10 protein-coding genes are annotated in these 16172 nt (G+C 64.3%); 5 read left to right on the top strand and 5 right to left on the bottom strand.

Annotation, left to right across the window (positions count from 1 at the left end; genetic code table 11):
• Positions 1 to 9 precede the first annotated feature (9 nt).
• Positions 10 to 1170, top strand: coding sequence for an acyl-CoA dehydrogenase family protein (locus Q0030_RS02120; protein WP_298362734.1), 1161 nt, complete (start codon positions 10 to 12; stop codon positions 1168 to 1170).
• Positions 1171 to 1222: 52 nt separating this feature from the next.
• Here Q0030_RS02120 and Q0030_RS02125 read toward each other — a convergent pair whose 3' ends face one another.
• A complete protein-coding gene (locus Q0030_RS02125; protein ID WP_176529952.1) occupies positions 1223 to 1900 on the bottom strand; it encodes a GntR family transcriptional regulator in 678 nt (225 codons plus the stop codon).
• A gap of 143 nt (positions 1901 to 2043) precedes the next feature.
• On the opposite strand from Q0030_RS02125, the gene Q0030_RS02130 reads away from it, so the two are divergent.
• The 3 genes from Q0030_RS02130 (at position 2044) to Q0030_RS02140 (ending at position 7545) form a co-directional block, all read left to right on the top strand.
• Positions 2044 to 5445 carry a molybdopterin-dependent oxidoreductase gene (locus Q0030_RS02130; RefSeq protein ID WP_298362741.1) on the top strand — a complete coding sequence of 1134 codons (3402 nt, stop codon included), beginning with the start codon at positions 2044 to 2046 and terminating at the stop codon, positions 5443 to 5445.
• 51 nt (positions 5446 to 5496) lie between these two features.
• Positions 5497 to 6951, top strand: coding sequence for a TIGR00366 family protein (locus tag Q0030_RS02135; protein WP_298362744.1), 1455 nt, complete (start codon positions 5497 to 5499; stop codon positions 6949 to 6951).
• Between the two features lie 375 nt (positions 6952 to 7326).
• Positions 7327 to 7545 carry a hypothetical protein gene (locus tag Q0030_RS02140; protein ID WP_298362747.1) on the top strand — a complete coding sequence of 73 codons (219 nt, stop codon included), beginning with the start codon at positions 7327 to 7329 and terminating at the stop codon, positions 7543 to 7545.
• Positions 7546 to 7650: 105 nt separating this feature from the next.
• Here the strand turns inward: Q0030_RS02140 and Q0030_RS02145 are convergent, their stop codons facing one another.
• Positions 7651 to 8067, bottom strand: coding sequence for a hypothetical protein (locus tag Q0030_RS02145; RefSeq protein WP_363323420.1), 417 nt, complete (start codon positions 8065 to 8067; stop codon positions 7651 to 7653).
• Between the two features lie 363 nt (positions 8068 to 8430).
• On the opposite strand from Q0030_RS02145, the gene Q0030_RS02150 reads away from it, so the two are divergent.
• A complete protein-coding gene (locus Q0030_RS02150; protein WP_298362753.1) occupies positions 8431 to 11496 on the top strand; it encodes an AAA family ATPase in 3066 nt (1021 codons plus the stop codon).
• Between the two features lie 93 nt (positions 11497 to 11589).
• On the opposite strand, the gene Q0030_RS02155 is transcribed toward Q0030_RS02150, so the two are convergent.
• Genes Q0030_RS02155 through Q0030_RS02165 form a run of 3 tightly spaced genes read right to left on the bottom strand, consistent with a single transcriptional unit; the run spans position 11590 to position 16116 of the window.
• Positions 11590 to 12315: a formyltransferase family protein gene (locus tag Q0030_RS02155; RefSeq protein ID WP_298363223.1), complete on the bottom strand. Its 726-nt coding sequence runs from the start codon at positions 12313 to 12315 to the stop codon at positions 11590 to 11592.
• A gap of 38 nt (positions 12316 to 12353) precedes the next feature.
• Positions 12354 to 13712 (bottom strand): hypothetical protein, encoded by a 1359-nt coding sequence (locus tag Q0030_RS02160; RefSeq protein ID WP_298362756.1) that lies wholly within the window; start codon positions 13710 to 13712, stop codon positions 12354 to 12356.
• Between the two features lie 58 nt (positions 13713 to 13770).
• Positions 13771 to 16116 (bottom strand): hypothetical protein, encoded by a 2346-nt coding sequence (locus tag Q0030_RS02165; protein WP_363323421.1) that lies wholly within the window; start codon positions 16114 to 16116, stop codon positions 13771 to 13773.
• Positions 16117 to 16172 lie beyond the last annotated feature (56 nt).

Below are 16172 nucleotides of genomic sequence, written 5' to 3' on the forward strand. Positions count from 1 at the left end.
GGGTGAATGATGCGCAGCTTTACCGAAGACCAGGTCATTTTCCGCGACTCGTACCGCAAGTTCCTCGCCAGCGAGATCGCGCCTCATATGGAGGCGTGGCGGGAGGCCGGCATCGTCGATCGCGGCGCGTTCAAGAAGGCCGGCGACCTTGGCTTCCTGATGATCTGGCCCGAGGAAAAATACGGCGGCATGGGCGATGAGGACTTCCGCTATGAGCAGATCATCATCGAGGAGACCGCGCGCTCCGGCTGCAAGGGCTGGTTCAACACGCTGCACAGCCGCCTGGTCGGTTCCTATTTCAAGCGCTTCGGCACCGAGGAGCAGCGCGACCGCTTCCTGCCCAAATGCGTCAGCGGCGAGACGATCCTGGCGATCGCGATGACCGAGCCTGGCGCCGGCTCGGACCTCGCGGGCATGCGGACGACGGCGGAAGACAAGGGCGATCATTTCCTGCTCAACGGCTCGAAGACCTACATCTCCAACGGCATCAATTCCGACGTGGTGATCGTGGCGGCCAGGCTCGCGGGTGCCGAGAAGAAGCACGCCATGGTGCTTTTGATCGTCGAGCGCGGCATGGAAGGCTTCGAGCGCGGCCGCAATCTCAAGAAGATGGGCATGCCGGCGCAGGACACCGCCGAACTGTTCTTCCAAAATGTGAAGGTGCCGAAGGCCAACGTGCTCGGAGAACCGGGCAGGGGCTTCTACTATCTGATGGAAGGCCTTGCCGAAGAGCGGCTGATCTCCGCGGTCGGGTCGATCGCCAACGGCCGCAAGGCGTTCGACATCACACGCACTTACGTGATGGATCGCAAGCTGTTCGGAAAGCCGCTCGCCGAACAGCAGAATACCCAGTTCCGGATGGCGGAGATGGATGCCGAAATCGACCTCGTGCAGGTCTATGTCGATCACTGCGTGGCCGAGCACAATGCCGGACGTCTGACCAGCAATATGGGCGCCAAGGCCAAGATGATGTCGTCGGAAGTCGAGTGGAAGATGCTCGACCTCGGCGTGCAGCTGCACGGCGGCGCCGGCTATATGGATGAATATCCGATCAGCCGCATGTTCACCGACGCGCGCGTCAATCGGATCCTGGCGGGAAGCTCCGAAGTGATGCGGCTGATCATCGGCCGCGATGTCTTCTCGGAGCACTACAAGAGCATCTTGGACTAGCCGGTCACCGCGACCCGGTCACCGCGGCCGACCGTCTATTTCGCTCCGCGCGTTATCCGCGCGCCTGCCGCAGCGGCTCGCGCGCATACTCCTTCGAGCGCATCAATGCGTCGACGAAGATCGGCTCCCAGGAGCGGATGTGGCTGCGAAGCAGGGTCGGCAGCGCCTCGGTCTCGCCGGCGAGCGCGAGCTCGATCAGCCGGTAGTGCTCGGGCACCGAGGCCTGCTGCCGCTCGAGGCCGGCGCGTGAGCTGATGCCGTAGAGCCGCATCTTGTCGCGCAGGCCCATCACCATGTCGGTCAAGAGCTCGTTGCCGGCGGCCGCGATGAACTCGCGATGATAGTTGCGGTCGGCTTCGAGATAGAGCTGGACGTCGTCGGTCTCGACGGCCTTGGCGATCTCATCGGCCCAGCCGCGCACGACTGGTAGATCCTTTGGAGGATTGGCGGCGACCAGCACGGCGGCGTGCAGCTCCAGCACCTCGCGCATGTCGAACAAATTGCGCAGCTCGGTCAGCGACGGCTCCACCACCTTGAAGCCACGGTTGCGCATCGGCTCGACCAGGCCGCCGCGGCTGAGTTCGAGCAGCGCCTCGCGCACCGGCGTCGAGGACACGCCGAGGCTCGCCGCGAGTGACGGCACCGAATACATCGTGCCGGGAAGGCTCTGCCCGGAAATGATCTCGGCGCGCACCCGCTGCAGCACCTGTTCGCGCAAATTCTGGTCCATGGGGTGGTCGCGCCGCCTCTCGCTCCGAACTCCGATTCGTCCCTGATTATTACTTAGCCTTGACGGGGCCGGTAGCGTATGACGTAAATGTGTAACGCATCACTAAAATGCGTCACGCGGGCTGACTTGATGATGAGACGGCGGTGAAACAGCGGATACCCGGCTATTGCACGCTTTGTCGCTCGCGCTGCGGTGCCATCACCGTGGTCGAGGACGGGCGCGTTGTCGGTGTAGAGGTATTAAATAACCATCCGACCGGCGGCGCGCTTTGCGCCAAGGGCCGGGCCGCACCCGAAATCGTCGCCAGCCCGCGCCGTCTGACCGTCCCGTTGAAGCGGACCCGGCCGCGCGATGCCGCCGATCCGGGCTGGGTCGAGGTTTCCTGGGACGAGGCCTTGACCGAGATTGCCGACCGGCTCGGCAGGATCCGCGCCGAGAGCGGCGCCGAGACGGTTGCGTTCGGCGTCACCACGCCGAGCGGCACGCCGATGGTCGACAGTTTTGAGTGGGTCGAGCGCTTCATCCGCGGCTTCGGCAGCCCCAACCTGATCTATGCGGTCGAGATCTGCGGCTGGCACAAGGACTATGCGCACGCCCTGACCTTCGGCCGCGGCATCGGCTTTCCCGATTACGACAATGCCGATGCGATCATCCTGTGGGGCCACAATCCCGCGCGCACGTGGCTCGCCCAGGCGACGCGGATCGCCGATGCGCGACGGCGCGGCGCCAAGGTTGTCGTCGTCGATCCCAAGCCGAACGGCTCGGGTCAGCAGGCCGATCTCTGGCTGCGCATTCGCCCGGGCGCCGATGGCGCACTTGCGATGGGCGCGATCCGTCATCTCATCGCGACCGGCAGCTTCGACGCGGATTTCGTCGACCAATGGACCAATGGATCGCTGCTGGTCGATCGCGCGACGGGGCGCTTCCTGCGCGCCGACGCGTTGTGGCCGGATGGCGTGCCTAAGGCTTTCGTTCGTCTCGATACGTCGGGGTCGCCGGTGGCTTGCGACACCCGCTACGCGCCGGAGCGCGGCGGCCGGCTTCGCGGCGCGCTGTCGATCCGTGCGCGCGACGGCCGGATGATCTCGGCGGCAACCGCGTTCGAATTGCTGGCCGAGCGAGCCGCGCCCTACACGCCGGCGCGCGTGGCGGAACTGACCTGGCTGCGCGTCGAGGAGATCGACGCATTCAATGCGCTGCTCGCGGCCCGGCCACGGCTCGCCTATCATTCCTGGACCGGCGTCGGTCAGCACACCAATGCCACCGCGATCGAGCGCGCGATCGCGTCGCTCTACGCACTGACCGGCGCTTGCGATCGGCCCGGCGGCAATCGCTGGCCGGTGCCGCCGCCGACGCGTCCCCTCAACGACTACAACATCCTGCCGCCGGAGCAGCAGGCCAAGGCGCTGGGCATTGCCGAATTGCCGCTCGGTCCGCCGGCGAAGGGCTGGATCACGGCGCGCGATTTCAGCAAGGCGGTGCTGGAGGGCGAGCCTTACCGGGTGCGCGCGCTGGTCGCCTTCGGCACCAACTTCGTCGTTTCGCAGGGCCATTCGGAGCGCAACCGCGCAGCGCTGAACGCGCTGGAATTCCAGGTTCATATCGACATGTTCATGAACCCGACCGCGGAGAGCGCCGATTTCGTTCTGCCGGCCAGCACGCCGTGGGAGCGCGATGCGCTGAAGATCGGGTTCGAGATCACGCAGGAAGCCGTCGAGACCGTGCAGTTTCGCCCGCGCATGGTCGAGCCGCTCGGTGAAGTGAAGGCCGATTACGAGATCGCCGCCGCGCTCGCGCTCAAGCTCGGCATGGGGAACCTGTTCTTCGGCGGCGACATCAAGGCCGGCTGGAATTATCAACTGGCGCCGCTCGGCATCGGTGTCGAGGATCTGCGCGAACATCCGGAAGGACGCCGCTTCCCGCAGGTCTTCCGCGATGAAAAATACGCCGTCATGCGGGAGGACGGAACGATGGCGGGCTTTGCGACACCGACTCGCCGTGTCGAGATCTATTCGGAGCTGATGCTGGGACACGGGCATGACCCGTTGCCAGATCATGTCGAACCGGTCGGCAGCCCGCTCACGACAGCGGCGGACGAACGCTTTCCGCTCGTGCTCTCGACCGCCAAGAGCGGCTGGTTCGTTCACTCCTCCTGGCGACATGTCGCCTCGCTGCGGCGAAAGTCACCCGATCCGGCCGTCGAGATCAGCCCGCAACTCGCCGAGCGGCGCGGGCTTGTGGACGGCGACTGGGCCGTGGTGGAAACACAAGGCGGTGCCGTGCGTCTGAAAGTACGCCTCAATGCGGCGCTCGACGCGCGGGTCGTCGTCGCCGAATTCGGCTGGTGGGAAGACTGTCCGCCGCTCGGCCGCGATCGTTCCGCGACATCAGGCAGCCTCACGCGCAACATCAACGCGGTGCTGCACGACGATGCGCGCGATCCGGTCAGCGGCTCCGTTCCGCTGCGCGCGATCGTCTGCGATATCAGGCGGGACGGCGTGGCCAGCCGCGGTCTCTGGAGCGGCCAGCGGCGATTTGTGGTTGGCGAGCGCCGGGCCGAGGCCGGCAACGTCATCGCCCTCAGCCTGCTGCCGCTTGACGGTGGTCCGCTGCCCGACTTCCTGCCGGGGCAGCACGTGATGACCGCGTTGTCTGGCGCTGCGGAGGCGCGTGCCTATTCGCTGACCGGATCCGGCAATCTGCCGCAAACGCTATCGATCGCGGTGAAAGGACGTTTCCTCAATGAGGCGCGTAGCGGCGATGCGCCGTTCTTCATGCCGGATCGTCTGCATGGTCTTGCCGTTGGAGACCAGGTTCTGCTGGAGCTGCCAGGCGGCATTTTCACGCCGCCATTGAAGGGGTCGCGGCCGCTGGTCTTCCTCGCTGCCGGCATCGGCATCACGCCGTTCATCAGCCATCTCGAGACGCTGCAACAGGTTGCGCAACAGGATCGTGTAGCCGAAATCCTGCTGCTGCACGGCTGCCGCAGCAGCCGCGAGCATCCGTTCGCGCGGCGGCTCGCCGAGCTGGAAGCCTGCACGCCGGAGCTGACGCGAATGACGTTCTATTCAGCCCCGCTCGCGCAGGACCCGGTCGCTTCGCATTCGTTGCGCAAGGGGCGGCTCGATCTCGAACAGGTCAAGCCGCTGTTGGCACGCCGTCCTCTCGTCTACATCTGCGGCTCGCCGGATTTCGTCGCGGCGCAGATCGAGGCCGTGACCGCGCTCGGCGTGCCACGCTTCGACATCTTCGCTGAAAGCTTCGTGTCACCGCCATCGGTGCCGAGCGACCTTGCACCGCGAACCATCCGGCTTGCGAGCAGCAAGCAAAGTTTCTCGTGGGGACCGGAGCAGGGGACGCTGCTCGACGCCGCAAGTGCGGCGGGCGTTGCCTTGCCGAGCGGCTGCCGTGTCGGACAATGCGAAAGCTGCATGGTCGAGGTGGTCGATGGGGAATTCACCCATCTCGGCCCAGCCGATGCGAGCGGGGGCCAGTGCCTTGCCTGCCAGGCCGTGCCGCTTACCGACCTCACGCTCGCGCTTTGATGACCAAACACGATTGAAGGCCAACCGCATCACCGGAAGGGGATCAGATTGATGACGAATGCAACGCACGACCAAACCGTGAGCCTGCGAAAACCTGTCGCTGACAACATCATGGCGCGATTTTCGCAGGCCCTGGTGGCGTTCGCCGAGCGCTGGTTCCCGGATGCGTATGTCTTCGTCCTGATCGCCGTGATTGCGGTTGCCGCAGGCGCGATCTTGCATGGCGGTTCGCCGCTCGCGGTCAGCCGCGCGTTTGGCGACGGGTTCTGGAATCTGATTCCCTTCACGATGCAGATGGCGCTGGTTGCGATCGGCGGTTACGTCGTGGCGATGTCGCCGCCGGTCGCGGCCGTGCTGGCGCGGCTCGCGAGCGTGCCGAAGACCGGGCGCGGCGCAGTGGTGTTCGTCGGGATGCTGAGCATCTTCCTCTCGCTGCTGAACTGGGGTCTGAGTCTGATCTTCTCCGGTCTGCTGGTGCGGGAGATCGCGCGGCGCACGGATATCCGGCTCGATTATCGCGCTGCCGGCGCAGCCGGTTATCTCGGGCTCGGTTGCGGTTTCACCCTCGGCATCACGTCGTCGGCCGCGCAGCTCCAGGCCAATGCCGGCAGCATTCCGGCATCGCTTCTGCCGATCACCGGCGTGATCGGCTTCTCGGAAACCATCCTGACCTGGCAGAACATGGTCACCGTCGCGATGGTGAGCGTCGTGTCGGCGGCGATCTGCTATTTCACGACGCCCGCGCCCGAGCAGGCGAAGACGGCGGAAGACCTCGGCGTTGCGCTCGGCGATGATCGCATCGAGGCGAGGAAGCCGGCCCGTCCGGGCGACTGGCTGGAGTTCAGTCCGCTGCTGACGATCCTGATCGCCCTGCTTGCCGCCGGCTGGCTGTGGCAGACTTTCCAGTCGGGCAATCCGCTGATCACGCTGTCGGGGCTCAACACCTACAATTTCGTCTTCGTCATTCTCGGCATCGTGCTGCACTGGCGGCCGCGCAGCCTGATCGAATCCTTTTCCAAGGCGATGCCGAGCGTCTCCGGCGTGCTGCTGCAGTTTCCGTTCTACGCCGGCATCGCGCAGATCCTGACCAAGGTGCCGAACAGCAGCGGCACCACGCTGTCGGACACGATCGCGCACTGGTTCGTCGGCGCCTCCAGCAATTCCACCGTGTTCTCATTCCTGGTCGGAATCTATTCGGCGCTGCTCGGCTTCTTCGTGCCGTCGGCCGGCGGCAAGTGGATCATCGAGGCGCCCTACATCATGAAGGCGGCCAACGACATCGGCGCGCATCTGGGCTGGACGGTGATGGTCTACAACATCGCCGAGACGCTGCCGAACTTCATCAATCCGTTCTGGATGCTGCCGCTGCTCGGTATCCTCGGTCTGAAGTCGAAGGACCTGATCGGTTATACCTCGGTGCAGTTCTTCATCCACTTCCCGATTGTGATGCTGCTGGCCGCGATCCTGATGGCGACCTTCACCTATCACCCGCCGATCCTGCCCTGAGCGATCATGGCCGGGCACCAGGACACGCGGTGCCCCGGCCAGCGTCTATCAATTTCCGCTGACTGCAACCGTCATCACCAAAACTGTGCTGTTTTACCGGCTGGCGCGAATGAGGCATCGCGCCGGGCGGTCATCTTTGGTCGGTCATTTCATTGACCGCCGCGCGATTCGGCCGGATATTGATCCGCGCTAACCCGCGCTGTTCAAGGCCACCACCATGAGACATTACCGCCGCAGCTTGATGTCCGACATGCGAAGGCGCATGCAGCATCGCTGCGTCTCGGCGGCGACCGGCGTCTGTTGTTGATCGCTTAAGAAAAATCCCAAGCACCCGACAATCAGACAGGAGCGCCGTCATTCGGCGATTGAGCACGCATGTCCCAGGCCCAAACGTCCCAAGTCCAAAACTCCCAAGCTTACGTCATCGAAGTATCGGATCGAACCGCGGGTATCGTGGTCAGCGACGCCAGAGGCTTCTGCTTCTTCTCCTCGGATCGCACCTTTGATGGCCTTGACGGCGGCTATTTCGGCTCCGCTCGCGCCGCGGAGCGTGCGGTGAGGGCGCTGTTGCTGCAGCGCCGCCCGGCGTCGTAGATCACCCCATAGCATCGTCGGCGCGCCAAGGTTGCTGCGGCTGCCACCAGGCAGCCGCGTGATGTGCAATACCGTCATGCGGAAAGTACCGCCTGCGATCGAGGATCAGGCCGGGCAGACCATCGTCAGCAGCAGCAGCGTTGGCGGCTGATTGTCGCCATTGGCGTGCTCCCAGGTCAGCAGAATGTCGTGCCGATCGGCGTTCGGCGCATTCTTGTCTTTCTCCTTCACATCGATCTTCATCGGGATCGGAGGTTGGGAGTTGAAGCACTTGCGGACGGCGGCATCCAGCAGCGCGCATTTCGTCAGCGGCACGACGCTAGCCTCGTCCTTGGAGAGGGCTGCGGTGCTTGCTTGAGTGGCGAGGTCCAGGCGCGCCTTGCCCATCTCCTTCTGCCACAACTTGCCGCTTCCGCCCGGCCATTGGTGCCTGGGTGACAGGATCGGCTGGTATTGGCCATATTCCAGCGTCTCGATGTCGATGAGATCCGACGCCTTAAGTATAGCGACGCTCTTGATCATGTTGTCCAAAGGATAGTAGTGCGCGTTGATATGATCTTTGAATTGCTGGTTATTGAATACTCTTCCGCCCATAGGATTTCCCTTTCATTACAACTTGGCTTGCTCTGGCTATACGTAAGTTATGCAACGCGGGGATGTCGAACGAAATAGATCGCACGGCTCGAGTTGCGCCGTCTGATTTCTCGCGCCTCGGCCTACCACTCAAGACTGTATTTCGTCCAGTTTAGCAACCTCTCGGGTTGGCGCGGATGCAGACGGATTGCACGTCCGGATTGATAAGCATGTCCCGATGGGTAATCTCTACTCTGAGCTGCTCACCGGGATGCTGAGCTGGCGAGACCGCAGCAGCCTTTGAGAGCAGGAATGCTTTGCTTTGCATGCCAATCGACGATCGGAGCGGACGACAATTGGTGCGCCCAATGCGGTGCCGCCGTAGCTAAGCGCGTCGATCCCGACAGCGAACAGCGATTTGTGACGATCCTTCGCGCCGACGTGGTCGATTCCACGGGGCTCGTAGCGGACCTGGATCCGGAAGAGGCGGTCGCCCGCCTGGAGCCGGCCCTGGCTGCCATGCGCGGAGCGGTGCGCCAGTTTGGCGGCATCGTCAGCAAGGAATTGGGTGATGGGCTCGCTGCGGTCTTTGGCGCCCCGATCGCTGACGACAACCACGCGCCGCTTGCTTGCCACGCTGCGATCGAGCTCGTTCGACGTATCGGAGGCTTGGGTGATCCGGCGCTCCAGGTTCGGGTGGGGCTCCATTCGGGGCGCGTGGTGACCTACATGGTCGCCAGCGAATATTCCAAGGTCTATGAGATCGGAGGGGCAGCGCAGCATCTCGCGGCGCGCCTCGAAGCGGTCGCCGGACCGAATCAGATCTACGCGTCCGAGGCTTGTCAGAATCTCGCCGATGGCAATGTCCAGTTCGAGTATTTGGGTCGCAAACGGCTCAAAGGGTTCAGCGAGCCTGTGCCGATCTACCGTGTGACCGGCGCAACCAATGTCTCGAGTTGGCGGGTACGCAGGGCGCGAAGCGTTGCAAGGTTTGTCAACCGCGTGGACGAGACCGGATTGCTCAGGCAGCTGGCTCAAAATGCAGGGGCGAGCCGGCAAACGGCTCTCTTGATCGGTGATCCCGGCATCGGAAAGTCGCGGCTCGTGCACGAGTTTGTCGACGAGCTCAAGCGCGAGGGCTGGCGCCCGGTCCACGCAGAGTGCAGTCCGAATCTTCAAGGTGCACCGTTCAGCGCGCTGAAGGCGCTGATGCTGTCGATGCTCGAAGGGACTGCGGCGGACGCCGATATCCTGACCGAGTCCCCAACGGCTCTGGCCGGGATTGCACGTTCCGCCATCAGTGCGGTGCTGGACCGCCCGATATCGGATCCAGAGTGGGGCGAGTTGGAGCCACACGCGCGCGGCCGCGCAATCAGCGACGCGAGCTGCGCGATTCTCGAGAGCCTGGTCGCTCGCCAGCGCACGGTGATCCTCGTCGAGGATCTGCACTGGATCGATCGAGCCAGCGAAGCCGTTATCGCTGCGCTCGCGTCGCTGCAGATCTCTGGCCTTCTGGTGTTGTTGACCAGCAGGCCCAACGGAATTCCGGACTGGATCGCGCGGTGCAACGCCGAGATCGCCGCGTTGCGGTCGCTCGCCGAGAATGACGGACGGGAAATGCTGGACGATATCTTGGGGCGGTCCGCAAACATGGCCGATCTGAAGAGCCGCGTCATCCTTCATACGGCAAGCGTGCCGCTCTTCATTGAGGAAGTCTGCCGGGGCCTCAAGGACAGCGGGATTCTGCGGGGGCATTGGGGCGATCTGGCGCTGGTGCGTCCGGTGGGCGAGCTTGGTATCCCGAGTAGCATCCAGGGTGTGATCGCAGCGCGTCTGGATCGGGTGTCGAGGGAGGAACGCTCCCTGTTGCAGATCGCGGCAGCGCTGGGCCCACGCTCGACGGAAGTTATCTTGCGCGAGGCGTCCGGCCTCCCCGAGCCCGTGCTGCAGCACTGCCTTGCGGTACTCGACCGCTCCGAGTTTCTAGTGAAAATCGATATCGAGCCGGATCGATTGCTCGAGTTTCCGCACGAAATGGTCCGCCAGGTCATCTACGACTCGATGGTCGAAAAAGTGCGTGAAGGCGTCCACGCACGCATTCTTTCGACGTTGGAGGGCAATGGAAGCTCGCACGATGAGCCCAGCAGGCTCTGCTATCATGCACAGCGAGCGAAGGATTGGCAGAAAGCCTTCAGCTACGGCAGAACTGCCGCGCGGAAGAGCCTGGCACGATCGGCATTCGCCGACGCAGCCAACTACTTCGAGATCGCGATGACCGCACTCGACAAGACGCCGTTCACTCGCTCGCGCGAAGCGGATGCGGTCGACCTTCGCATCGAGGCGCGCACCGCGTTCATGAGCGCGGGCAAGGTCGCCGAATGGTTCGACCTTGGAAGGGACGCGGAGGGTCGCGCCAACGCAATCGATGATATCGGGCGGAAGGTCGCGGCGATGGCGGTCAGGTCGGGGGCGCAAAACTTCTACGGCACGCCGGTCGAGGCCATCGAAACCGGCGAGGAGGTTGCTCGCCTGGCAGGAGAGTGGGGCAATCCCGGTTGGCTCAACCTGGCTCAATACAGCCTTGGCCAAGCCTATTTCATTGCCGGGCGCTATCGCGACGCAGAGCAGATGCTGGGACAGGCTTGCCTCCGCCTGTCGGGGCCGGATGCCAGCGCGCCGCCCGGCACGACCCCGAAAACCCTCGAGCTGCTATGCTGCATGATGAAGAGCGTGACCCACACGACCTTGGGAGAGATCGACACGGGGGCTGAGTTTCATTGGCGCGCGATAGCCATTGCCAATGAGAGCAACAGGCCATTTGATCGCGTTGGTGCCGGCTATAGCGGCGGTTGTCTGGCGCTCGGTCGAGGCAACCCCGGCGAAGCAGCGGCGATCCTGGAGGACGCTTTTGCCATCACACAAAAGTATGGAATTCGCCTCTTTGTACCCGTCATCACCTGCCATCTCGGTATTGCCTATCTGGAACAGGGACGTCTCGCTGAGGCGCGGGTGACACTCGTCGAAGCCCGAGAGGAAGCCAGGTCGGTGGGCTATACCTCGATCGTGCTGCGTACCTCGATTTATCTGGCTCTGGCTCTCAGCCGGCTCGGCGATGCGAAGGCTGCGCTGAACATGCTGCGAGAGGCGCGAAATACCGCGCGGCAGCAGGGATTTTCTGGCCTGGAAGCCGAGGCGTTGTTCGGAGAGGCGACGGTATCGCCGGCGTCAAATGCCGACGACAGGACTTCCATTCTGCACCAGTTGCGCGCAGCGATCGCGATTGCGTCGAGTAGTGGCACGAAGCCGTTGCTGCATCGGGCCGAAGCGCTCCTGAACGGAATGCTTGCCGATCCCCAGGGAGAGCCTTGGCGGCATTAGAGCATGATCCGGAGACGTGCGAAGCGTCTTTGCGAAAGGGCCGTGCTTGAACAGCGCGAGCGTGATGACTCTTCAACCTGATCTCGTCGCCCTTCAGGACGCGGCTGCGAGCGGCGGCGATGCCACCTGCGGTGCCTCGGGGGCCTGCGTGGCGGTCGTCGCCAGCTGGAAGCGGATGCCGTGCACGGAGATGGTCAGCGGGATGGCGCGGAAGTCGTCGTGGAAGGCGCGGATCCGGCGGGCCAGCTCGCCGGCGCTGATGCTGGCGGGAAGCTCGCACATGTCGCGATACGTCTGCCGGGTGCTCTTGATGCCGCACCAGGCGATTTCCAATTCCTGCAGCGGCGAGGGATCGCGGGCGAGATCGCGCGACATCCGCCAGAACAGATGGGCAAGCCGCACATAGGCGATCTGCTCGAGCCCACGCACGCTGATCTTGTCGGGAATGATGAAGGACTCGACCCCGACGATCGGACCGGAATCGACGCGCGCGGCCATCACATGGGCGGTCGCGCCGAACGTGCGTGCACCGTCATAGAGCGCGAAATGCGCCGGCGCCCAGCCGGGATATTGCGGCGGGCCGGGGTGGAAATTGTAAGCGCCATGGCCGAGCGCCGCGAGGATGCTTTCGGGCACGATGACGCTGGTGGTGAATGCCAGCAGCCGCGCCTCGCGCAACACCTCGGGCTCGATCGCCGCGAGGTCCTCGGCCGTCACCGCGCAGCGGAACGACAGCGCCGGATTGTGCGCCTTCAACAGCTCGGTGAGCGCGAATTGCTGGTTGGCGACGCCGGTGAGAAGGATGATGGTCTTCATGATGTCGATGTCCTTCTCTTGCCTGGTTATTGTACCGTTGATCAGCCGCGCTGCCCGGCCATGACGAGGACGCTGCCGGCATCACGGGATTGACCCACGGTGCGGAACAGATCGGCCGGCAATGCTTGCCAGGGTGCAATCTCGATGATCCGGTTGTTCGCGCTGGCGGCGGCCGATTTCGCCGCGCGGATATCGTCCTGCCAGGGGCAGAGCGCGAGCTCGAGCCGGCCGAACCCGCCGCAATCGGCGGCGAACGCGCCGGTGACGGCCTCGATGCTGGCGGCCATTTCGCGTGCGTCGCTGGTCGCGATGTCGCGCATGATCACGGTGATAGCGTTGTTCGAGGCTGCCTGCGACTTGATCACGATCATGGCGTCGCGGCCGCCGCTGCGGCTGGCGCGCCGCGCGGCCCGCATCGTGACGCCGAATTCGGCATCGGGCCCAAGATCGCGGTTGTCGGTCGGCAGATTGTGGACGACCGTGGTGTGGCGGGGCGTGCCGGCATCTTCGGCAGGCGCATGGTACGACCGCGGCAGCCAGGCGGTGTCGAGCGCCATTTGCGACGACGTCAGGCTCCAGGCCTGGTCGAGCAGGTAGCCCTCCCAGACCGCAAGGTATGCGGTTGCGATGTGATGCCAGTTGCGCAGCAGCGCTTCGGCGGCTGGGGTGCGGCCGAGATACAAGGTGCGGGCCGACATCTCCCACCGGTTCCACTTGTGGAGCGCGATGTCGCAATCGAGGGACGACGGCAGCAATGGCGGCTCGCTGAGCGTTGCATCGGCCTCGATGAAGAGCAGCGGCTCGCGGTGCTCCTGCCACATCCGCAGCATGAAGGCAGACTTATCGGACGCGCGCATGTGCTGGCCGTCAACAGTGTCGATCGTCACGATGTCGCAGGCGATCTCGAATTCGGCCAGCTTCTCGCGGAGCGCGCGGGCGTGATCGTCGCCGCAGGTGCGGGGATAGCAGGAGACCACGCGCAGCGCCGCGACGGGGCGGGAGCCTCCTTCCGGAGCGATCGGCCGCCAGTTGAGGCCGCCCCACCACATCTCGTGCGGGCCGTCGAAGCTCGGCCCGATGGTCCCGAAGTCGGTCAGCTTGGACTTCAGGAAATCGAAGGCGGGGTTCTCGCCGAAGGGGATAACGACCGCACAATCGGCGCGAAGCGACCGGTAGAGCAATTCGGCGGCGGGGCCGCTCGGCGGCTCGACGAGGATGATGACGCCATGGTCCCGCCCCGGCACCGAACCGGCGTCGTGGACAGTCGCGCGTCCGAGCCGCTCGGACAGCCATACGACCCGCCGGCGCTGTGCCGCGCTCAGCCGGATGTTGTTGGTCGCCAGTAATTGGTCGAAATTCGTCTGCAAGCCGTCCGCTTGCACCGTGTCAGCCGAAATCATGCCCGCACTACCCCTCGTTAACCTTCTACGAGCGGGGCGGCCAGATCAGGCGGACAAATCAATTGCCGTTGGTTGCCTGGGCATCGTTGGCGCTGCGCCAGGTCAGCGTGGCCGAGGGGGCCCGATTACCGTCGCGGTCCTCGACCGCAAGGATACGGTCATGGTCGAGGGCCGTCAGCGCGACGGTATAGATCGCAACATCGTCCTCGAAGCCGTCGACCGGGATCAGCAGCATGCCGTCCTCAGTAGTGGCTCGGAACTGACGGCCGCTCCTCTCGAGGCTGGCATCGATCAGCCGTCCCTCCGGGATCGCCTTCACGTTCGAATTCTCTGCAGCCTTCGCGGCGCTCTCGCCGTACTGGACCGTGATGCCGTGGAGCATCCCGCCGCGAGTGAGCTTTGCCAGCGGCAGCGCGATGGTCGCAACCGCCATGCGGCGCGACAGTGGAATCCGCAGGCGGAGGTCGCCGAGCCCGGTATGATAGACGCTGACGGCCTCCAGCGACGCCTGGCTGTCCGGTCCGAACAGGCCGACCTGCAGCGTCCCGCATTGCGCCTCGCCGAACACGTTCGCTGGCAGGCGATTGGCGCCAAATAATGTGTAGAGATAGGCGTGCGACGGCGACAGCGCGGCAAAGCTGCCGGCCAGCCACATCGGCGGCGCCGGCGCCGTGCAGGCGGTCAAGAGGCCGCGGGCGACGATGCAATCATTGATGAAGCCGGCGTCGAGCAGCGGCGCGAGCGCCTGCGTGCCGAGGTTGACGTCATGCTTGATGCCGCCGAGCAGCGCGAGTTCATCATCGTCGGGCAGCAGCAGAAGGCGTCCGAGCACGGCGGCGGCCCAGCGTGCCGCAACGATGGGATCCGCGTCGGGCTGCAATGCATAGTGCGGTGCCAGTGCGCGAGCGCGCGACGCATAGGCCAGCGTTCCGGATTGCACCTCGTTCGCGAGCGCCAGCTGAGCGGCCGGGCGCTGATCGCCCTCGCGCAATACTTCACCGCCGTGATAATCGCGCGCCGATCCTTCATCGGAACAGCAGAGCTGTTCCAGCAAGGCGACGTTGCGGATCAACATGCGCTTGACGTGCGGCGTGACGATGCGATCCGAGATCAGGCCTTCTGCGGTGTCGTCGTCGGCGATGTCGTCGAAGGCATCGTCGAGCGTCAGCAGATAGGCGCCATGCAGGCGGATGCGAATGCCCTCGCGATCGAAGATGCGCCGCAGCGACTTCTGCACGCTTGCGGAATAGCCGAGGTCGACGAGGATGAGGTCGGTGCAGCCGTCGAATTCCGCGATCTTCGCCCGAAGATAAGCGAGCAGGCGTGCGCGGACACCGGCAGCGATGTCGGTGATTTCGAGCGGGTCCATCAGATCGGGCAGGGCGTCCGCGAGTTCGCGGCCGCTCGCAATGCCGTCAGGATATTGCGCGAAGAACTTCATCACGGCGGGAGGCTGCACCTTGACGATATCGACAAAGGTCGCGGCGTCGATCTTGACGACGGGGCTCAGCAGCTCACTGAGAGGTTCGAGCGTGTCGGCGGACCCGACCAGGCTGACGCGACGATTGATCTCGACATAGGCGCCGGTCTCGCCACGGTTTGCTTGCCAAACGCGATATGGCAGCAGACCGTCGCGGCCGAGGAATCCGATCGCAACGCGCGCGCCCTCGCGCGCCAGCGCAGCGCGCCGCGCTTCGATGAAGGCGTCGAACGCCGCCATCACCGGGCCGAGCACGGTCACGCCGACGTTGAAAGCGGGAGAATGCTCCGCACTGCGTGCCGTCACCGCGCGCCGTAGCGTGCGGGCGCCGCAATCGAGCCGCGACGGCTGATCGGGACACTGCAGTTCGAAGATCGATGTTTCGCGCTGAAACTTCGACGCCAGCGGCGCGCTGGCCTGCGGATAGTAGCGCGGGCGGATGCCGTGACGGCGGGCGCCCTTGATATCGGCGTTGTGATTGTCGCCGACATGGAACGAGCTTGCCGCATCGATGCCTTGTTCGGCCAAATAGGTCTCGAACAGCGCTTCGCTCTTGCCAGAGCCGTGATCGCAGGATGCGTAGAGGAAATCCCAGGTCAGTCCCGGGCTGCAGGAGCGCAGCAGCCGCGCGAGCTGGTCGGTGCTCCAATAGGTGTCTGAAATGAAGCCGACGCGAAGGCCGCCGCGCTTCATGTCCAGATATTGCTCGAGCATTTCCGGGTTGGCGCGACACAGCTCAAGCTCGGCTTCGAATTCGATCTGCGCGAGATCGCCCAACGCATCGCGGCTCAGGCCGAACAGTCTGAACGGAAAGTACTTATAGATGTCGGCGATACGCACTTCAGTGGAGCCGCTGCGCTCCAGCGCCAGCTTGCGCGCGCGCGCTTCCGCCTGGATTCGATGCTGAACGAAACTGACGGACATATTCGGAAATTTTTCAGCAATGCGAGAAAGCTGAAAAACCCTTTCAAATACGCCAT

Source organism: uncultured Bradyrhizobium sp. (assembly GCF_947648125.1).
In the GTDB taxonomy this organism is placed as follows: Bacteria; Pseudomonadota; Alphaproteobacteria; order Rhizobiales; family Xanthobacteraceae; genus Bradyrhizobium.